Source organism: Ruegeria sp. BF10 (assembly GCF_056538725.1).
In genome coordinates, this window is the sequence record NZ_JBQFTR010000001.1 from 1,483,421 (window position 1) to 1,501,602 (window position 18,182).

General features: G+C 58.1%; 20 protein-coding genes. 12 read left to right on the top strand and 8 right to left on the bottom strand.

Going from position 1 to position 18,182, the window contains the following annotated elements:
- Nucleotides 1–5: 5 nt before the first annotated feature.
- Nucleotides 6–917, bottom strand: coding sequence for a nucleoside hydrolase (locus tag ACR0DJ_RS07535; protein WP_480684416.1), 912 nt, complete (start codon nt 915–917; stop codon nt 6–8).
- A 175-nt stretch (nt 918–1,092) separates the two neighbouring features.
- Between ACR0DJ_RS07535 and ACR0DJ_RS07540 the strand changes: the two genes are divergently transcribed.
- From ACR0DJ_RS07540 to ACR0DJ_RS07550, 3 genes are all read left to right on the top strand, one after another.
- Entirely contained in the window at nt 1,093–1,983 is an 891-nt protein-coding gene (locus ACR0DJ_RS07540; protein WP_170344508.1) for an SPFH domain-containing protein, read from the top strand.
- Nucleotides 1,983–2,261, top strand: a complete 279-nt coding sequence (locus ACR0DJ_RS07545) for an NfeD family protein (protein WP_170344509.1) — start codon at nt 1,983–1,985, stop codon at nt 2,259–2,261. Before ACR0DJ_RS07540 ends, ACR0DJ_RS07545 begins: the two co-directional genes overlap by 1 nt.
- Before the next feature lie 94 nt (nt 2,262–2,355).
- On the top strand, nt 2,356–2,718 hold the full coding sequence (locus tag ACR0DJ_RS07550; protein WP_152457849.1) for an SUF system Fe-S cluster assembly protein: 363 nt from the start codon (nt 2,356–2,358) through the stop codon (nt 2,716–2,718).
- A 227-nt stretch (nt 2,719–2,945) separates the two neighbouring features.
- On the opposite strand, the gene ACR0DJ_RS07555 is transcribed toward ACR0DJ_RS07550, so the two are convergent.
- Nucleotides 2,946–3,332: a hypothetical protein gene (locus tag ACR0DJ_RS07555; protein WP_425078191.1), complete on the bottom strand. Its 387-nt coding sequence runs from the start codon at nt 3,330–3,332 to the stop codon at nt 2,946–2,948.
- Nucleotides 3,333–3,504: 172 nt separating this feature from the next.
- Between ACR0DJ_RS07555 and ACR0DJ_RS07560 the strand changes: the two genes are divergently transcribed.
- From ACR0DJ_RS07560 to ACR0DJ_RS07570, 3 genes are all read left to right on the top strand, one after another.
- Complete coding sequence (locus tag ACR0DJ_RS07560) at nt 3,505–3,870, top strand: HesB/IscA family protein (RefSeq protein ID WP_170344510.1); 366 nt, start codon at nt 3,505–3,507, stop codon at nt 3,868–3,870.
- Between the two features lie 148 nt (nt 3,871–4,018).
- Complete coding sequence (gene tpiA, locus ACR0DJ_RS07565; protein WP_480684418.1) at nt 4,019–4,768, top strand: triose-phosphate isomerase; 750 nt, start codon at nt 4,019–4,021, stop codon at nt 4,766–4,768.
- A gap of 64 nt (nt 4,769–4,832) precedes the next feature.
- The gene (locus ACR0DJ_RS07570) at nt 4,833–5,639 is read left to right on the top strand and encodes a hypothetical protein (RefSeq protein WP_257600643.1); all 807 of its coding nucleotides are present in this window, start codon (nt 4,833–4,835) and stop codon (nt 5,637–5,639) included.
- A gap of 42 nt (nt 5,640–5,681) precedes the next feature.
- On the opposite strand, the gene ACR0DJ_RS07575 is transcribed toward ACR0DJ_RS07570, so the two are convergent.
- From ACR0DJ_RS07575 to ACR0DJ_RS07595, 5 genes are all read right to left on the bottom strand, one after another.
- Nucleotides 5,682–7,058 (bottom strand): TRAP transporter large permease, encoded by a 1,377-nt coding sequence (locus ACR0DJ_RS07575; RefSeq protein ID WP_170344513.1) that lies wholly within the window; start codon nt 7,056–7,058, stop codon nt 5,682–5,684.
- On the bottom strand, nt 7,058–7,735 hold the full coding sequence (locus ACR0DJ_RS07580; RefSeq protein WP_152457843.1) for a TRAP transporter small permease: 678 nt from the start codon (nt 7,733–7,735) through the stop codon (nt 7,058–7,060). Before ACR0DJ_RS07580 ends, ACR0DJ_RS07575 begins: the two co-directional genes overlap by 1 nt.
- 111 nt (nt 7,736–7,846) lie before the next feature.
- Nucleotides 7,847–8,848, bottom strand: coding sequence for a DctP family TRAP transporter solute-binding subunit (locus tag ACR0DJ_RS07585; protein ID WP_425078188.1), 1,002 nt, complete (start codon nt 8,846–8,848; stop codon nt 7,847–7,849).
- A gap of 362 nt (nt 8,849–9,210) precedes the next feature.
- Complete coding sequence (locus ACR0DJ_RS07590) at nt 9,211–10,440, bottom strand: sigma-54-dependent transcriptional regulator (RefSeq protein ID WP_425078187.1); 1,230 nt, start codon at nt 10,438–10,440, stop codon at nt 9,211–9,213.
- Nucleotides 10,437–12,218, bottom strand: a complete 1,782-nt coding sequence (locus ACR0DJ_RS07595) for a sensor histidine kinase (protein ID WP_480684420.1) — start codon at nt 12,216–12,218, stop codon at nt 10,437–10,439. The genes ACR0DJ_RS07590 and ACR0DJ_RS07595 overlap by 4 nt, the downstream gene beginning before the upstream one ends.
- Here ACR0DJ_RS07595 and ACR0DJ_RS07600 point away from each other — a divergent pair.
- Nucleotides 12,217–13,398, top strand: a complete 1,182-nt coding sequence (locus tag ACR0DJ_RS07600; RefSeq protein WP_480684421.1) for a cytochrome P450 — start codon at nt 12,217–12,219, stop codon at nt 13,396–13,398. The genes ACR0DJ_RS07595 and ACR0DJ_RS07600 overlap by 2 nt on opposite strands.
- Before the next feature lie 134 nt (nt 13,399–13,532).
- On the opposite strand, the gene ACR0DJ_RS07605 is transcribed toward ACR0DJ_RS07600, so the two are convergent.
- Nucleotides 13,533–14,015, bottom strand: coding sequence for an Lrp/AsnC family transcriptional regulator (locus tag ACR0DJ_RS07605; RefSeq protein WP_480684422.1), 483 nt, complete (start codon nt 14,013–14,015; stop codon nt 13,533–13,535).
- Nucleotides 14,016–14,159: 144 nt separating this feature from the next.
- Between ACR0DJ_RS07605 and cobA the strand changes: the two genes are divergently transcribed.
- The 5 genes from cobA (at nt 14,160) to ACR0DJ_RS07630 (ending at nt 18,135) form a co-directional block, all read left to right on the top strand.
- Complete coding sequence (gene cobA, locus ACR0DJ_RS07610) at nt 14,160–14,936, top strand: uroporphyrinogen-III C-methyltransferase (RefSeq protein WP_425078184.1); 777 nt, start codon at nt 14,160–14,162, stop codon at nt 14,934–14,936.
- Complete coding sequence (locus ACR0DJ_RS07615) at nt 14,936–15,250, top strand: DUF2849 domain-containing protein (RefSeq protein ID WP_152457837.1); 315 nt, start codon at nt 14,936–14,938, stop codon at nt 15,248–15,250. The genes cobA and ACR0DJ_RS07615 overlap by 1 nt, the downstream gene beginning before the upstream one ends.
- Nucleotides 15,251–15,315: 65 nt before the next feature.
- Complete coding sequence (locus tag ACR0DJ_RS07620; protein WP_425078183.1) at nt 15,316–16,980, top strand: nitrite/sulfite reductase; 1,665 nt, start codon at nt 15,316–15,318, stop codon at nt 16,978–16,980.
- On the top strand, nt 16,970–17,731 hold the full coding sequence (locus ACR0DJ_RS07625; RefSeq protein WP_425078182.1) for a phosphoadenylyl-sulfate reductase: 762 nt from the start codon (nt 16,970–16,972) through the stop codon (nt 17,729–17,731). Before ACR0DJ_RS07620 ends, ACR0DJ_RS07625 begins: the two co-directional genes overlap by 11 nt.
- Nucleotides 17,728–18,135 carry a DUF934 domain-containing protein gene (locus ACR0DJ_RS07630; RefSeq protein ID WP_480684424.1) on the top strand — a complete coding sequence of 136 codons (408 nt, stop codon included), beginning with the start codon at nt 17,728–17,730 and terminating at the stop codon, nt 18,133–18,135. Before ACR0DJ_RS07625 ends, ACR0DJ_RS07630 begins: the two co-directional genes overlap by 4 nt.
- The last annotated feature ends 47 nt before the right edge of the window (nt 18,136–18,182 follow it).

Here is an 18,182-nt window from a genome sequence, read left to right on the forward strand (position 1 = left end):
ACCCGTCAGGGCAAGGACGCAACACGTTCGGTAAACAGACGCACGACCCCTGCCCCATCCACATCGCGACACACACGAACCACAGGACGATCCGAGTCAGGTTGCGTCGCACCTATCCGGTCGCCTTCCGTCACGACACGCAGCCCGGTTTCGACCATGTCGAACATGGCCCCGTGCGAACAGGCGATCACGGCGGTTGAATCATGCAGCCCGCACCCTTCCAATCCGCCGATTTCTTTATAGAATTTCAGGTAAAAACGAGAGATATCGCGCAGAAAAGACCCCATGCCGGGCGATTTTAGCGCCAAGGCTTCGAAATCTGCGGTCTCGTACAGCGTTTTCAGGGTAACGTCCAAACCAACCAGCACGGTCTCGGGCGGTGCGGAAAAGACCTCATCCGCGGCAACCGCATCGTGATAGATGTTGGCTTCTGCATGGTCGGTAACGTTGCCCTTGCAGTAGACGGCACCGCCCATGATCACCAACCGGCCAAGATTACCGGCAAACTCCGGGTCCAATCGCATGGCGTTGGCAATGTTGGTCAGTGGTCCGACCGCACACACGACCAATTCCTTTTTGTGCATCCGGGCCATCTCGGCCAGAAACTCTGCGGCAGGAAGATCATGGTTCCGTCCGATCTGGGGAATTTCGATCAGATCGCCAAACCCTTCAGGGCCGTGGACATGGTCCGAGGGGACGTGCATGTCAGCCCCCAGCGGGAAAGGCGCGCCTTCTGCCACAGGAAGGTCCAAGCCCAGCTTGTCCAGCAGGAAACGGGCATTGCGGCTGGATTGTTGAACATGTGTATTGCCGAACACCGTGGTCAGGCCGATCAGGTCAAATTCAGACGCAGCGGCGGCATAGGCGATCGCCATGGCATCGTCGATGCCGGGATCCGTATCGATAATCAATTTCATCCCCGCCCGATACCGCAAACAAGCCGGGATGCAAAGCAGTCACAGCAGTTCAGCTCAATGCTGAATTCCCATAGTGAGGCGTTTGCATCTGGCGGTTTTCCCTCCATACCAGAGTTGAAAACCCGCGACTCAATTCCCATATGTATACCATAGTACACAATAAAAAGAGGACAGAATGACCGAAGATCAGATCATCGGACTGCTTTCGTCAAACATCATTTACCTGCTGGCCGCCGTGCTGGTGGTCATCGTTATTTTCAAGGGCATTAAGATCGTTCCGCAATCGGAAAAATATGTGGTTGAACGGTTTGGAAGACTGCATTCGGTGCTTGGCCCCGGCATCAATTTCATTGTTCCGTTTCTGGACGTTGCCCGCCACAAGATCTCGATCCTTGAACGCCAGTTGCCGAACGCGACGCAAGACGCGATCACCAAGGACAACGTTCTTGTGCAGATCGACACCTCAGTCTTTTACCGCATTCTCGAGCCGGAAAAGACAGTCTATCGAATCCGCGATGTTGATGGTGCGATTGCAACCACCGTTGCTGGCATTGTCCGGGCCGAGATTGGCAAGATGGATCTCGACGAAGTACAATCGAACCGATCGCAACTGATTTCACGCATTCAGGAAAGCGTTGAAACCGCAGTGGATGATTGGGGAATCGAAGTGACCCGTGCCGAGATTCTGGATGTGAATCTGGATCAGGCCACCCGCGATGCCATGCTGCAACAGCTGAACGCAGAACGCGCCCGCCGCGCGCAGGTGACCGAGGCCGAAGGTCTGAAACGCTCGGTCGAGCTACAGGCCGATGCCGAGTTGTATGCCGCCGAGCAAACAGCCAAGGCCCGCCGCATTCAGGCCGAGGCCGAAGCTTATGCGACCGGCGTTGTTGCCAAGGCAATTCAGGACAATGGCATAGAAGCGGCACAGTATCAGGTTGCGCTGAAGCAGGTTGAGGCCCTTAATGCACTGGGCAACGGTTCCGGCAAGCAGACCATAGTTGTGCCTGCCAATGCACTCGAAGCCTTTGGTGACGCGTTCAAAATGCTCAAAGGAGGTAGATGATGGCTGATCCCTTTTGGCTGACCTGGTGGATCTGGCTGGCGGCCGCGCTGGCTCTGGGGATCCTGGAAATCGTTCTGCCCGGGTTCATCTTTCTGGGCTTTGCGATCGGGGCCGCGATTACCGGTCTAATCCTGGTCATCCCCGGCATGACAGTATCGTTGCATGTTCTCGCGCTGATCTTCGCAGTTCTTTCGTTGATCGCATGGCTTGTCCTGCGCAGGCTGTTTGCCTTGCCGCATGGTCAGGTCAAAACCTTCACGCATGACATCAACGACTAAGACACAGTGACGCTCACCCGAGCGTCACTCCCCCACTGGACGCTGTTGCAGGTATTCCCTATATAATCACTCAGGCAACTGACCCGAGGCAAAGATGACCCACCCGAGCGAACAGTTTGAAGGCACCCCGCTGATTGCGCCGTCAACGATTGAACACCCGCTTTACGAGGCTGTCGTCGAAGCGTGCCGCACGGTTTACGATCCGGAAATTCCGGTCAACATCTATGACCTGGGCCTGATCTATACGATCGACATTTCTCCGGACAACGCAGTGAAGGTCATCATGACCCTGACAGCACCCGGATGTCCGGTCGCGGGCGACATGCCCGGCTGGATTGTCGAGGCCATTGAGCCTGTTGCGGGCGTCAAGGAAGTTGATGTCGAACTGACCTGGGAACCGCCCTGGGGCATGGAGATGATGTCAGATGAGGCGCGCCTAGAATTGGGCTTTATGTAGCCATCCGGCACAGGCCCCAGCCAACTGTCACGAAACTTTGGCATTTTCGTCACCTTATCATGCAGTCCCTGTCACATTCCTGACGGATAACATCTGACGGTGGCATTCGCGTTTGCTGTGCCATCGGCTGGGTATGCCATGACCGCCCCCCGCTTCCCAGCTCAAGAACATGGGCCGTTCTTGCCCGAGAACGGTCCTTTTTTCATTTGCCGTTCCGACAACGGCGATCAATTCAGTTTGCAGGTTTCCTTGATCTCTGCCGCTCTGGCGTCCAGGTGCTTGATGTAGTCACCTGACAGCATTTGCAGCCTTTTTTGCTCGGTCCCCGTGACCAGCCCCAACAGAGCACCGGCAGGAGTTATGGCAGCAATGCTTTCCAATTGTTTGTCTTCCGCATGTTTCTTTTCCGATGCAATCGCACGCAGATCCCCTTCCGCCGTTGCACAATTCACCGGATGCCGTTCTGATCCCGTGGCTGCCCAAGCTTCGTCGGACATCGCACAGGCGGTCACGGAAACCAGTGCCATCATGAGCGTTGATGCCTTAATATCGACAGTTAACTTATTCATTTTATTTCTCTTTCTTTCTGCACGAGCGTCCAAATGAAGGGTCATCAATCCATTGGGCCAATGCTACTCCTGCATCGTGCGTCAAAGCAAGTTTGCGGATCGGCTGCGCGGACACACCAGAGCTTTACAGCGAATTCGGATTCTTTGCGCTTCCTTGCCTTGAGCATAAGAGCCTTGGACCCTAGATTGGGTGTAACGCGCGACAACGGAGACTTACATGTTCGGCATCCCCGGCAAACAGGCTGTGACTATGACGCCCAAAGCCGCAGAGCAGATTACCCGCCTGATGAAATCAGGCGGTCACGCTGGTTTGCGCATCGGCGTCAAAAAAGGCGGCTGTGCAGGCATGGAATACACCATGGAATATGTCGATCAGGCAGATCCTCATGATGAAGTCGTCGAACAGGATGGCGCGCGCATCATGATTGCGCCCATGGCCCAGATGTTCCTGTTCGGAACCGAGATCGATTACGAAGTGTCGTTGTTGGAAGCCGGCTTCAAATTCAAGAACCCGAACGTCGTCGATGCCTGCGGCTGCGGAGAATCGATCAAGTTCGATGAAAACATCGCCCAACAAGGCTAAGCCCGCCTCATTACCTTTCAATTGAACGTCGCATGCGGACCGATCTTCGATTTTTCCGCCCGGGATCAACCTGCGAGCAGAATTGTAAGATGGTCCTGACAATGCTATCCGCATCCCAAAATCATCGGATGATCAGGGAGATACCGAAATGCGGCAGAAACTGGCGGCTGGGAACTGGAAAATGAATGGGACCGGCGCTGAGCTGACCGAGTTGAAGGCACTGTCTCAGATCCACCCGACAGCATCTGTGGATATCCTGATTTGCCCGCCGGCCACATTGCTCAGCCGCGCATCAATTGCCGTTCAGGGCACTGCCATCTCTGTCGGCGGTCAGGACTGTCATGCCGAAAAATCAGGCGCGCATACCGGAGATATCAGTGCGGATATGCTGGTGGATGCCGGTGCAACATCGGTCATCCTGGGCCATTCCGAACGCCGTGTGGACCACGGAGAACATGACGAGGATGTGCGGGCCAAGGCGCGCGCAGCGATGGATGCGGGGCTGAAAGCGATCATCTGCGTCGGCGAAAGCCTTGAGCAGCGCGAAGCGGCCAATACGCTCGACATCATCGGCGGCCAGATGTCCGGGTCGATCCTGGATCAGTCGACCGGCGAGAACCTGATCGTCGCGTATGAACCGATCTGGGCAATTGGCACCGGCAAAGTTCCCACCCTGGAAGAAATCGGGGAAGTTCACGACTTCATGCGCGCCCGACTGGAGCGCCGCTTTGGCGAAGGTGTGGGCCGTTCCGTCCGCCTGCTTTATGGTGGTTCGGTGAAACCCGGCAATGCGGCCGAAATTTTCGGCGTGTCGAACGTGGACGGTGCGCTGGTCGGCGGGGCCAGTCTGAAGGCCCGTGATTTCTCGGGCATCATCTCGGCGCTCGAACAGGCCTGACCCATCTACTGCCACTTGAATGCGGCCTGGCCGCACGATCACCCGAAACCTGGGACCGGAAACAATGAAAGTCTGTGTCATCTGCATGAAATGGGGCGATGCCTATGGCCCCGAATACGTGAACCTGCTGTACAGGGCGGTTCAGGACAACCTGTCGCTTGAACATGATTTCATCTGTATTTCCGATGATTTCACGGGGCTCGAACCCGGCATCAAACAGCAGCCCTTTGCCTTTCCCCAGCTGGACCGCCCGCTGTGGGCGCATGGAAAATGGCCCAAGCTTCAGATGTTCGACCGCCGGATCGTCGGCCAATACGATGCGGCACTGTTCCTGGACCTCGACCTGCTGATCACCGGTGATCTCGATCCGCTGTTCCAGATTACGCTGGACAAGGGCGGGCTGTATCTGATGCCCAAGTTCCGGGGCTTCGTCTGGCGGATGATTCCGGCTGGCGTCTGGGACCTTGTGCCGTGGCTGATGAACAAGGTCACCCGTGGAAATTCATCCGTGGTGGCCTTTTTCCCGTCAGAGCAGTTCCACCTGTTCGACGCCTTTGACGGTGACATCCATTTGCCGAAATACGAAAACGACCAGGACTATATCTCGGCCCAGGCCTACAAACGCCGGTGTTTCCCCAAGAACTGGTGCACCGGCCTGATTCACCTGGTGCCGTACTGGCCGTTCGGCCTGATCTACAAGCCATACCGGAAACTGCCGCGACGTCCCAAGATCGTGATCTTCAACGGACGGCCCAATCCGCACGAACTTGTCAATGACAACATCGGATCCTGGGGCGCGCGCCGGCGGCGGGCGTACGGAGGTATCCGGTGGGTCAGGGACTATCTGGCGAAATACGGCCACCCGACCTGAGGGTTCCAAACCGGCGCGCCGGTTCGGAACGGGTTTTTCCTGCTAGTTCGTTATGATCTCGGGGCCCATGAACGTGTTGGGCAGGAAGGTCGAAATCCATGGAATATACGTCACCATGATCAGGAAGACGAACAGCACGGCCAGGAACGGCAGCGCCGCCTTCACAACGCTCATCATCGGCATGCCCGCAACGCCCGAAGTCACGAACAGGTTCAGACCGACCGGAGGCGTGATCATCCCGATCTCCATATTGACCACCATGATGATACCCAGATGGATCGGGTCGATGCCCAGCTCGATAGCGATCGGGAACACCAGGGGCGCCACGATGACCAGCAGGCCAGACGGTTCCATGAACTGACCGCCGATCAGCAGGATCACGTTCACCACGATCAGGAAAGCGACCGGGCCAAGACCCGCCGACAGCATCGCCTCGGCAATATGCTGCGGTACTTGCTCGTCGGTCAGAACATGCTTGAGGATCAGCGCGTTGGCGATGACAAACAGCAGGGTGACCGTCAGCTTGCCCGCCTCGAACAGCGTATGCTTGGTGTCCGGATGAAAGAACGCCGTGATCAGCGCATAGGGCTTTTTCAGCAGCGGTAGGTTCCGTGAGCCTTCTTCCGTGCTCAGCGGGCCCATGTCCTTGTACACAAAGCTGGCAATGAAGAACGCATAGACCGCGGCGACTGCGGCGGCTTCGGTCGGGGTGAAGATACCACCATAGATACCACCCAGAATGATGACGATCAGGAAAAGCCCCCAACCGGCTTCACGGGCCGAGGCAAAGACCTCTCCCCAGCCTTTCCATTCACCCTTGGGCAGGTTCTTGACCTTGGCCATGACGTAGATGGTGATCATCAGCATCAAACCGGCCATCAGACCGGGGATGACCCCTGCAAGGAACATGCGCCCAACCGAGACCTCAACGGCTGCGGCATACACGACCATCACGATGGATGGCGGAATCAGAATGCCCAACGTACCCGCGTTACAGATCACACCGGCGGCGAACTCCTTGGAGTAACCCACCTGACGCATCCCTGCGATGACGATCGAGCCGATGGCGACCACGGTCGCCGGGGACGACCCGGACAGTGCTGCGAACAGCATGCAGGCAAACACACCGGCAATCGCCAGACCGCCGGGCAAATGCCCGACACAGGCAATCGAGAACCGGATGATCCGCCGCGCCACACCGCCGGTCGTCATGAAAGACGAGGCCAGAATGAAGAACGGGATCGCCAGCAGGGTAAAGTGCCCTTCAAAAGCCTCGAACAGAGTGCCCGCCACAGATGCGAGCGAACTATCGGAGTAGATCAGCAGGAACAGAGTCGAGCTGAGGCCAAGCGCAACTGCAATCGGAACACCGATCAGCAACAGGCCAATGACCATCGAGAAAAGAAGTACGACGTCCATCAGTTGTGCTCTCCCTGCTGAGCGCGGACTTCTTCGATCTCGTCCTCGACTTCGTGGCTGGCAACAAGGCGGTCTGTTTCACCACGCCAGATCTGAACGGCAACCTGGGCGAACCGGATCACCAGCAGCAACATCGACACCGGAAGCACCAGGTATGGCACAACCTTGGGCAGCTTCTCGTACCCTTCGCCATAGTTGATCAGGTCTTCCAGAAACCGCAGCGGAGCGACCATTGGGATATCGTCCACTTCGTAGAAACTCTGGCTGCGGGCGTCGAAATTGAACCCCGTCGGGAACCACCGTCCGGATGTCGGCGGCAGATCCGCGAAGACGGCCCAGTAATCATAAGCGCCTTTCAGCAACAGCAGCGAAAACACCAGACAGCACCCCACGGCGATCAGCGCGAGAATGCGACGCGGCGCCGGGGCCAGCATGTTCAGAATCGCGTCAACACCCAGATGAGAGTGTTTCTTGACCGCATAAGAAGCGCCAAGCAGCACCAGCCAGCCAAAAGTGAACACTGTCAGTTCAAGCGCCCACAGGATATTGGAATTGAAAACAAACCGCGCGATCACGTTGGCAAATGTCACGACCGTCATCAGGCCCAACAGGCACGCGATCAGGGTTTCTTCGATATGGTCGACCAGCCCGCCTTGGCCGGAGTTCGCACCAGACATCTCTCTATCCCCACATTTTTATTGATGAGAAGGGTTGGGGCGGGCTTCGTCAGCCCGCCCGGCCTGCGCGTCGATAACTCCCCAGTCCCCGGACGCGCGGCCTTATCCGGATCAGAATCCGGCGTTGATTGCCTGTGCGGCGTCGATCTTGTCCTGACCCACGTCACCAGCGAACTGTTCCCAGACCGGCTTCATCGCATCAACCCATGCCTGACGCTGTTCCGGGGTCAACTCGCGGATGACACCACCTGCTTCAACGATCGAAGCTTTTGCTGCTTCGTTCACTGCAAAGGCTTCTTTGTTCCGCGTCTCGGTCACTTCGGCCAGAATGGTCAGGAACTGGTCACGCACGTCCGGATCCAGGCTGTCCAGCCAGTCCACAGATGTTACGACCAGATAGTCGATGATGCCGTGGTTGGTCTCGGTGATGCCGTCCTGCACCTCGAAGAACTTCTTGCCATAGATGTTCGACCAGGTGTTTTCCTGCCCATCCACAACCCCCTGTTGCAGCGCGCCGTAGACTTCCGAGAACGCCATTTTCTGCGGGCTGCCTCCAATGGCCTCCATCTGTGCCACCAGAACGTCCGAAGACTGCACGCGGAATTTCAGGCCGTTTGCATCCGACGGATCGACCAGCGGCTTGTTGGCCGACATCTGCTTCATGCCGTTGTGCCAGAAGGCCAGCCCCTGAAGGCCACGGCGCTGCATGCTGTCCTTCATCGCCTGACCATCAGCCGAAGCCTGGAATGCATCCACTGCGTCGATGTTCTTGAACATGAACGGCAGGTCAAACAGGCGGAACTGCTTGGTGAACTTTTCGAATTTCGACAGCGAAGGTGCGGCCAGCTGAACGTCGCCCTGCAACATCGCTTCCAGTACCTTGTCGTCGTTGTACAGGGTCGAGTTCGGATAGACTTCCATGCACATCACGCCGTTCATCTCATCATTGACGCGCTGTTCCAGCAGCGATGCGGCGATGCCCTTGGGGTGCTTGTCAGTGTTGGTCACATGCGCGAACTTGACGACGATTTCACCATCGTCACAGGCTGCCATGCCTGCGGTGGCTGTGACTGTCAGCGCCAGAGCGGTTGCGGCTGTTGTCAGGAATTTCATCTGTCTTTTCCTCCCAGACTTCCTTGAAACTGTTCTTCGACACCAATTCGGTATCAGATGCAGCGAAGTGAAACGAATCGGCACAATCCACTCAACGTTTTGTTTTTTGCCCCTCGATTTTCTATTTAGCTATTTTGTTTCAAGAGCTTAAAAAGCACTTTGCAATGCACCGTCGACGCACTCAAAACCCCGAGTGCGAGATTCCGCACAGCAATTTTCCAGTTTGTGCGAAAATCCGCACACCCTGCGAATCAAAACCCCCGAATCAACCGAGGCGAATCCGCAGCCCGCATCTGCGGGCTGCCCGGCCCAACAGCTTTAGACGCATGTTAATGCGGAAAAAGGTGGCGGGAGCCCGGCCGTTACCGCCGGTAATCTTCGGCCCGAATCTGGTACCGTGCCAGTTTGTCGTAAAATGTCTTGCGCGGCAGTTTCAACGCCTTCGCCGCATCTGATGCCTTGCCGTTGTGACGACCCAGCGCCGCGATGAGCAGCGACCGCTCCACCCGCGCCATCTGTTCGCTGAGGCCCAGGTCTGTTGCCTGCGCGACTTCTTCCGGCATTCCCAGCACGAAGCGCATCGCGGCTGACATCAAGGATCGCGCATTCCCCGGCCAGTCGCTGGCCATAAGCGACGCCAGATGCTCGGACGAGATGTCCGGCGCCACGATCCCCGCCTGTTCCGCGGCCTGTGCAACGTAATGGCGGAAGATCACCGGAATGTCGTCGGGACGTTCTGCCAGCGATGGAATACGCACCCGCATGACATCCAGCCTGTAAAACAGGTCAGCATTGAACCGGCCTTCGGAACTCAGCGCCGACAGATCAGCGGTCGTTCCCGCAATGATACGCCCGCCCGGCCCCTGCTCGATGATCTCCAAAGCCGCAAATTGCGTGGCATGGGGCATGGCCGAGACTTCGTCCAGAAACAATGACCCACCTGCCGCATCCTCGCAGCTTTTGGCCAGGTCGTCGGGGCTGAGGCTGGAGGCCGTGCGTTTGACAAACGGGCCCTGCCCTGCTGGTGACATCAGATGCACGACCTCGGCGACCTTCGAGATGCCGCTGCCTGGCGGTCCCGTCACAAGAACTTCGGCACCTGTCGGAGCGACGGTCCGAACCCGCTCGCGCAGGGCCTCGGCCTGCGGCGACAGACCGAACAGCAAACGCGCGGCCGGGTCTCCTCGTTCCAGCTCGGATTTCGCCGCCCTTTGCTCCAATACTTGCGAACGGGATGCAAAGGCGCGTTCAAGCACCTCCAGAAGGTCGGACGCGGCACATGGCTTTTCCAGAAAATCGAACGCACCCTTTCCCATGGCATCGACGGCCATGGGAATATCGCCCTCACCCGTCAGAAGAACCACGGGAAGATCCGGATCGACCTCTCGGGCATATGACAAAAGATGGAATCCGTCCCGCCCCGGCATGCGGATATCCGAGATGATGACACCGGGAAAATCGCGACTGATGTGATCCTTGGCCGCCACAAAAGACCCCGCAGTCGTTGGCAGATAGTCCGCCAATTCCAGAGTCTGAGACAGGGCCTCGCGTACGGCTGCATCATCATCGACCAACAAAACCCTGCGCATCATGCGGCCTCTTCCTTGTCGCAAGGTTCCAGTTCGACGGTGAACATGGCCCCATCCGCCGTGTTCGCGCCCCGAATATCACCACCGAAACTTTGAACCAGCCCGTATGAAATCGAAAGCCCCAGCCCCAAACCTTCCGACGATCCAACGCTTTTCGTCGAATAGAAGGGCTCGAACATCCGATCGGGGTCTTCAATGCCCGGGCCAGTATCCTGCAAGGAAACGCTCAATCGTGCACCTTTTCGCAGCGTTATCGTAATAATTCGTTTTGGTCGCCCCAGCATTGCATCCGCCGCATTGTTGATCAGATTCACGAATACCTGCACCAAACGTACTTCACCCCCCCACACATACACAGCGCTGTTCGGGGGGGCCCAGTTCAGGGTTACATCGTCGTCTCGCAGGCGGGCCTCTGTCAGTTCAACAGCGGTGTTGAGAACCTGTATCAGGTCAACACGCCCCATTGGTTCGCTTTCGTTGCGGGCAAAGGCGCGAAGGTTCTTGATGATCCGCGCCATCCGCGCCGCCATTTCCGAGATCCGGCCCAGATTCTCGGCGGCCATTTCAGGTTTTCCCCGCGTCATGAACGCTGAACCGTTATCCGCAAATTGCCGTATGGCCATAAGCGGCTGGTTCAGTTCATGACTGATCCCCGCCGACATTTGTCCCAAAGCGCTGAGCTTCCCCGCCTGAACCAGGTCCGCCTGGGCCCGCCGCAGCGCCGCCTCGGCTTCTTCCCGTTCCGTCACTTCCTTGCGCAAGCTGGCATTTGCAACCGTCAGGTCATGGGTACGTTTGGCCACGCGGCTTTCCAGAACGGCATTCGCTTCTGCCAGTGCCCGCCGCCGCTCCATGGCAAGAAAGAGCATTGCCCCGAAGGCCAGACAGATCGCCGCGACGGCCGCCGCCTGTAGCCTGGCAAGCTGAAGGGCCGGTGCCACGTCCACAAGAACTTCCGCAGTCATATCGATAACCGGCAAATCAAGAGTCAGATGAAGCGCATCGCGTGGCAGGTAACGCCCCCAGTTCAAATGCCACAACTCGTGCCTGCCGACCTGTTTTGAAGAAAAATCAACGGTCGCGCCATCTGGCGGCGTCAATCCCGCCTCACCGTCCGCCCGGCGCCAGAACAACAGGTCGGATCTGTTGGAAATGAATACAACTCCATCGGAATCGACAAAGAAAACCGCTTCGGTACTGCCGCGCCACGTCTGTTCAACGTCCTGAACATCAGCAACAACCATCAGCGCGCCTTCGATCTGGCCAGACGGGCCAAAAGCGGGGGCGGCGTAGGAATAGATCCGGTCATCGCCCGCGGGCACAACCTCATGCGCGCTGCCCAGGGCGCCCTGCATCGCGCGGCGGAAAGCTGGGTGCCCGGCCATGCTGCGCTGGGACACCGGCTGCGCCGACACCAAAACCTGCCCGTTCTTATCCAGATACATCATGTTTACGGCGGCAGTCTTGTCTGCAACGTCCAGCAGCATTTCCCGAGCCTGGCGTCTGTCGGCCTGTGTTTCAAGTTCATGCAAAACGGGATGTGTCGCCATCAGCACGGCAAGTTCCTGGTACACCTGCATCTGCGTGCTCAGCCGGTCAGCCGCCAGCTCAAGATCGGCCTCTGCCTTCTCGCTCAACTGAGACAGGGCCTGTCGATAGCCATAAGACCAGACAAACCCCGACAATAGCCCGACGGCGAGCAAAAAACCGGAAATGAACCAAACCCTGTGCATAGACAGGGTCTTGCATTCAACGCGTCGCATGGCAAGTGTGCGGCGCATGAAGTCCTTTTCGCAATCGCCGACAGACCCGGGTTTCGTCCAAAACCCCTACCCGTTCTACGACAAGACGCGACGCGCAGGCGATCTGTTCTATTGGCAGGACTACGATATGGTCGCCGCGGTTTCATACCGCGCAGTTCGCGCCCTGTTTCGGGACCGCAGATTTGGCCGCGAGGTACCGCCCGAACTGGCAGAGCAAGGTCCAGCCCACCTGGCGCCCTGGCTGGCCATCGAGGCCCATTCACTGCTTGAAGCAGAACCACCCAGGCACACACGCCTTCGATCATTGGTGATGCGCGCCTTCACGTCACGGGCGATTTCTGCGCTGCAACCGTCCATCGAAGACCTTTGCCACGACCTGATCAAAGGCTTCCCTCATAAGTCGTTCGATCTGTTGGAAGCCTATTGCACTCAGGTGCCCGTGATCACGATCTGCCGGCTTCTGGGCGTCCCAGAAGCTATGGCGCCCGACCTGTTACAGTGGTCACACGATATGGTTGCCATGTATCAGGCCAACCGCACGAAGGACACAGAAGACAGGGCCGCCAAATCATCACAGGAGTTCACCGAATTCCTGAAGGAATACATAGCGTTGCGGCGCAATGATCCACGGGACGATCTGATAACCCGGTTGATAAGCGCCGAAGAAGAAGGCCAGAAACTGTCACTGGACGAACTGGTTGCCACCTGCATCTTGCTGCTGAACGCAGGCCACGAGGCTACTGTGCATTCACTGGGGAACGGGGTGAAAACCCTGTTGCAGACTGGTGCCGCCCCCGACGTCCTGGCACCGGATGGACTCGACGCAACCATCGAAGAGATCCTGCGCTATGACCCGCCTCTGCACATGTTCACGCGTTACGCCTATGAGGACGTCGACCTGTTCGGCCATTCATTCAAACGCGGCGATCAGGTGGCATTGTTGCTTGGCGCAGCCAACCGCGACCCCGCTGTCTGGGCTGAACCGAACACGTTTCAGCCAAGCCGTCCGATTGAAGTCAACACAAGCTTTGGGGGCGGGATTCATTTCTGTGTGGGGGCACCTCTGGCGCGTCTGGAAATGCGTATCGCATTGCCGATCCTGTTCGAAAGCTGTCCAGACCTGCAACTGGCTGCACCACCGCATTATTCGGACAGCTATCACTTTCACGGGTTGAATCAGCTGTTGGTCAGAACTTGACCATTCCAACTCGCGCAGATTGCCGATGCCTCTGGCGCTTATGAATCCGGCCGGATGCCCCCCATCAACTCATCTGGCTCAAAACACCCCGAAGGACGCGCGCGGAACGGGTGGAGGCGGCAGAGCCTCGGTTTCTAAGCCCCTTTGGCCAACGCATTCAGCGGCAGCATCGTCGTGGATTTGATCTCTTCCATGGACAACAACGCCGTGACGTTGTGCACGCGCACCTCCGAGATGAGCGACTGATAGAACTGATCATAGGCACGGGCGTTCTTGACCCGGACCTTCAGAATATAGTCGATATCACCGGCCAACCGGTGCGCCTCTTGCACTTCGGGGTGATCCTTCAATGCTTTCAGGAATTTATGTTGCCAATCCGCCTCATGTTCCGAGGTGCGGATCAAGACAAAAAAGGTGGCTTCAAACCCAAGTGCCTCGGCATCCAGCAGAACCGTTTGCTGGCCGATGATTCCCGCCCCTTTGAGCTTGCGAATGCGATTCCAGACAGGCGTCTTTGAACTGCCAACCCGAGCCGCAATTTCGTCCAATGATTGGCCCGCATCGCGTTGCAGCTCGGCCAGAATTTTTCGATCCGTGTCGTCTATCCGCACCGACATTCCAATTTTCCTTCTGTTTCGATGCCCCTGTTCCGGTTTTCCCGAATTTCGGAACATATGTCCTTATTTCAGCCGAGGTATGGCGCTTTGGTGGGAATATTTCCTATATTGAGGGTCAAGTCAAACAACACCCGAGACGATCCGATGCAGGATTTTCACACACTCAACCCCATAGGCCATGTCGACTTTGTCGGCGCTGGGCCCGGTGACCCCGAGTTGCTGACGCTCAAGGCGCTGACTGCGTTTGAGCAGGCGGAAGTGGTGCTGCACGATCGCCTCATCAGCAAACCCGTGCTGGACATGGCCGCTCAAAAGGCCGTTTTGGTAGATGTCGGCAAGGCCGGGTTCGGCCCCTCGTGGAAGCAAAGTGATATCGACGCGCTTCTGGTTGAATACGCCCTGAATGGCAACCGCGTGGTGCGGCTGAAATCGGGTGATCCCACGGTCTTTGGTCGTCTGGACGAAGAAATCGAGGCCGTGGATGCGGCCGGTATACCCTGGCAGATCATTCCCGGCATCACGGCGGCCTCTGCCGCAGTGGCTGGCATCGGCCAAAGCCTGACCCGCCGCGGGCGCAACTCATCGGTGCGGTTTTTGACTGGGCACGACATGCAAGGATTCGCGGATCACGATTGGAACGCTTTGGCTCAGCCGGGTTCCGTTGCAGCGATCTACATGGGCAAGAAATCCGCTCGGTTCATTCAGGGCCGTCTGATCATGCACGGCGCCGATCGCGCCACGCCCATTACCCTGGTCGAGAATGCATCGCGCCCAGACCAACGGATTTTGGCCACCACCTTGGACCAGTTGCCCACCGATCTGGCCGCCGCCGAAATGGATGGACCGGCCCTGACTTTCTATGGCCTTGCCCCGCGCCAAGCGACGCAGGCTGTAACCGAATTCAACAAGGAGCTTGCCTGATGGCCCGCGCTTTTACCCCCAAAGTCGTCACTGCAAATGACTTGCTCGAAGGTGACGTGATTTATCTGACCGAAGATGACCGCTGGTCCCGTGACCTGAGCGAAGCAGAACTGATCACCGACGAGGCACATGCGCAGGTTCGCCTGCTGGATGCCGCGCGTCAGGCAAACAAAATCGTGGGCGCCTATCTGGCCGATGCCGTTGCTGGCGAAAACGGCCCCGAGCCCACCCATTTCCGGGAAGACTTCCGCCGCACTGGTCCGTCCAACTATGCCCACGGCAAACAGGAAACTTCCCCGCAGCCCCGGGCCTGACCTCTGGCCCTTCTCTCTCCCCTTCAAGGCCCCGGGTTCGGGGCTGCAACCAAGGACAGCTAGACATGTATCGCTACTCCGAGTTTGACAAAGATTTTCTGGCAGAGCGTAACGCGCAGTTCCGTGCTCAGGTCGAGCGCCGCATTGACGGCTCGCTGACCGAAGACGAATTCAAGCCGCTGCGCCTGATGAACGGCCTGTATCTGCAACTGCACGCATACATGCTGCGGGTGGCCATTCCCTACGGCACGCTGAACAGCGCACAAATGCGCCAATTGGCCCTGCTGGCTGAAAAGTGGGACAAGGGCTATGGCCATTTCACCACCCGTCAGAACATCCAGTACAACTGGCCGAAACTGAAAGATGTGCCGGACATGCTGGACGCACTGGCCGAGGTCGGCATGCATGCCATCCAGACCTCGGGCAACACCATCCGCAACGTGACCGCCGACCATTTCGCCGGTGCCGCAGCGGATGAGGTCGCCGACCCGCGCCCCTATGCTGAGCTTCTGCGCCAGTGGTCGACCGACCACCCGGAATTCCAGTTCATGCCGCGCAAGTTCAAGATCGCGATTACCGGTTCGGAAAACGACCGCGCCGTGATCAAAGCGCATGACATCGGCCTGCAACTGGTCGAACGTGACGGCGTTCTGGGCGCGCGCGTCATCGTCGGTGGCGGCCTGGGCCGGACGCCCATGATCGGCAAGGAACTGTCCGAATTCGTCGCCTTCGACGATCTGCTGGCCTATCTGGAAGCCACCGTGTCGGTCTGGAACCAGATCGGTCGCCGCGACAACAAGTACAAGGCGCGCATCAAGATCACCGTGCATGAACACGGCATCGACGCCATCCGCGCCAAGGTGAACGCGCGTTTCTTGCAGGTGCGCCCGCAGTTCAAGGGCGCCGACATGGCCCTGCTGGATGAGATCAAGGGCCACTTTGCGCCTCCGGCCTTCCGCGAAGGTTCGGTTGCGTCGTTTGAAAGCGCCTATACCAACGATCCGGTTTTCCGGTCGTGGGTCGATACCAACATCGCGCCGCACAAGCAGGCGGACCACGCGATCGTCACGATCTCGATCAAGAAGCACGGGGCAACACCGGGTGATGCGACCGCCAAGCAGATGCGCGTGATGGCCGATCTGGCCGAAGAGTTCGCCTATGACGAGCTGCGTATCAGCCATGAGCAGAACGTGATCCTGCCGCATGTCCACAAATCGGACCTGCCCGCGATCCACGCCAAGCTGAAGGAACACGAACTGGCCACCGCCAATATCGGCCTGATCAGCGACATCATTGCCTGCCCAGGCATGGATTACTGCGCGCTGGCGACGGCGCGCTCGATCCCGGTTGCTCAGGAAATCGCGGCCCGCTTTGAGGATTTGAAGCTGGAGCATGACATCGGGCACCTGAAGATCAAGATCTCGGGCTGCATCAACGCCTGTGGCCACCACCATGTGGGCCATATCGGCATCCTGGGTCTGGATCGTGCAGGCGTCGAAAACTACCAGATCACCCTGGGTGGTGACGCCACCGAGACGGCCGCAATCGGCGACCGCACCGGTCCGGGCTTTGCCTATGATGAGATCGTGCCGGCCGTGGAACGCATCGTCGACACCTACCTGGATCTGCGCGAGAGTGCTGAAGAGACCTTTCTGATGACCTATCGCCGCGTCGGCATGGAGCCGTTCAAGGCCGCCCTCTACCCCGAGGCTCGGGCGAATGCCGCTTGACCTGATCCAAACGGAACTGGGCAAAGACCGCAGCGACCTGACTGAGAAGGTCAACGCATTGAATGCCCGGTTCCGTCACCACAGCGCCCATGACGTGATGCATGGCGCCCTTGAAGAGATCGACGAACTTGCTCTGGTCTCAAGCTTCGGTGCGGAATCGGTGGTGTTGCTGCATATGGCTGCGGTGGTCGACAAGATGACACCGGTGTTGTTCGTGGATACCCAACTGCTGTTTACCGAAACGCTGGAATACCAACAGGAAGTCAGCGAGCGCCTGGGGCTCAGGAACATCAAGATCATTCGGGCGGATGACGAAGACATTCGACGCGACGACCCCTATGGATCGCTACGCCTGCGGGATACGGATGCGTGCTGCAACCTGCGCAAGACCTTTCCGTTGCAACAAGCCCTGACAGGCTATTGCGGTTGGATTACCGGCCGGAAACGGTTCCAGTCCGGCACGCGCGCCGCGCTCGAGTTTTTCGAGGTCGAAGATGGCACGGGCCGGATCAAGGTCAATCCGCTGGCCCATTGGGCGCCGGACGATGTGCGCGCCTATATGGAAGAAAACAACCTGCCCCGGCATCCGCTGGTGGCCAAGGGATACCCATCGATCGGCTGTGCGCCCTGCACCTCGCCGGTCAAAGAAGGCGAAGACCCCCGCGCCGGACGCTGGCGCGATCAGAACAAGGAAGAATGCGGCATACATTTTGTTGATGGCAAGATGGTGCGCATCGGAGAGAAAACATGAACGTAATCGTAACGGATGAGGGCTTTTCGCCCGATGACTGGACCGACGGCTTTGTCACTCTGGACGATGCCGCAAATGACGTGGTTGCGCTGGACGTCAGCTCGGACACGGACCCGGATGAGCTTTTTGACCGTTTGGGCAGTGCCAGGTTGGTCCGGGTGGATTTTCCATCCTTTGCCGACGGTCGCGGCTTTACCATCGCCCGCACCCTGCGCCTGAAGGGCTATACGGGACGCTTGCGCGCCAAGGGTCATGTTCTGGCAGACCAATACGCCGTGGCGCGTCGCAGCGGCTTTGACGAAGTTGAGATTGACGGAGACCTGGCAGACCGCCAGCCCGAAGATCAGTGGCTTTCCCGGGCCAACTGGAAAGAGAACAACTATCAGGCCCGTTTGCGCGGTTAAAAGCCGCACATCGCCGGCTTGTGACACAAAGGGGGCAATCTGTCCCC

Coding starts and splice junctions, on each gene's coding strand:
- ACR0DJ_RS07535 (WP_480684416.1), bottom strand. CDS start 917: ATGAAATTGATTATCGATACGGATCCCGGCATCGACGATGCCATGGCG.
- ACR0DJ_RS07540 (WP_170344508.1), top strand. CDS start 1,093: ATGACCGAAGATCAGATCATCGGACTGCTTTCGTCAAACATCATTTAC.
- ACR0DJ_RS07545 (WP_170344509.1), top strand. CDS start 1,983: ATGGCTGATCCCTTTTGGCTGACCTGGTGGATCTGGCTGGCGGCCGCG.
- ACR0DJ_RS07550 (WP_152457849.1), top strand. CDS start 2,356: ATGACCCACCCGAGCGAACAGTTTGAAGGCACCCCGCTGATTGCGCCG.
- ACR0DJ_RS07555 (WP_425078191.1), bottom strand. CDS start 3,332: ATGACCCTTCATTTGGACGCTCGTGCAGAAAGAAAGAGAAATAAAATG.
- ACR0DJ_RS07560 (WP_170344510.1), top strand. CDS start 3,505: ATGTTCGGCATCCCCGGCAAACAGGCTGTGACTATGACGCCCAAAGCC.
- tpiA (WP_480684418.1), top strand. CDS start 4,019: ATGCGGCAGAAACTGGCGGCTGGGAACTGGAAAATGAATGGGACCGGC.
- ACR0DJ_RS07570 (WP_257600643.1), top strand. CDS start 4,833: ATGAAAGTCTGTGTCATCTGCATGAAATGGGGCGATGCCTATGGCCCC.
- ACR0DJ_RS07575 (WP_170344513.1), bottom strand. CDS start 7,058: ATGGACGTCGTACTTCTTTTCTCGATGGTCATTGGCCTGTTGCTGATC.
- ACR0DJ_RS07580 (WP_152457843.1), bottom strand. CDS start 7,735: ATGTCTGGTGCGAACTCCGGCCAAGGCGGGCTGGTCGACCATATCGAA.
- ACR0DJ_RS07585 (WP_425078188.1), bottom strand. CDS start 8,848: ATGAAATTCCTGACAACAGCCGCAACCGCTCTGGCGCTGACAGTCACA.
- ACR0DJ_RS07590 (WP_425078187.1), bottom strand. CDS start 10,440: ATGATGCGCAGGGTTTTGTTGGTCGATGATGATGCAGCCGTACGCGAG.
- ACR0DJ_RS07600 (WP_480684421.1), top strand. CDS start 12,217: ATGAAGTCCTTTTCGCAATCGCCGACAGACCCGGGTTTCGTCCAAAAC.
- ACR0DJ_RS07595 (WP_480684420.1), bottom strand. CDS start 12,218: ATGCGCCGCACACTTGCCATGCGACGCGTTGAATGCAAGACCCTGTCT.
- ACR0DJ_RS07605 (WP_480684422.1), bottom strand. CDS start 14,015: ATGTCGGTGCGGATAGACGACACGGATCGAAAAATTCTGGCCGAGCTG.
- cobA (WP_425078184.1), top strand. CDS start 14,160: ATGCAGGATTTTCACACACTCAACCCCATAGGCCATGTCGACTTTGTC.
- ACR0DJ_RS07615 (WP_152457837.1), top strand. CDS start 14,936: ATGGCCCGCGCTTTTACCCCCAAAGTCGTCACTGCAAATGACTTGCTC.
- ACR0DJ_RS07620 (WP_425078183.1), top strand. CDS start 15,316: ATGTATCGCTACTCCGAGTTTGACAAAGATTTTCTGGCAGAGCGTAAC.
- ACR0DJ_RS07625 (WP_425078182.1), top strand. CDS start 16,970: ATGCCGCTTGACCTGATCCAAACGGAACTGGGCAAAGACCGCAGCGAC.
- ACR0DJ_RS07630 (WP_480684424.1), top strand. CDS start 17,728: ATGAACGTAATCGTAACGGATGAGGGCTTTTCGCCCGATGACTGGACC.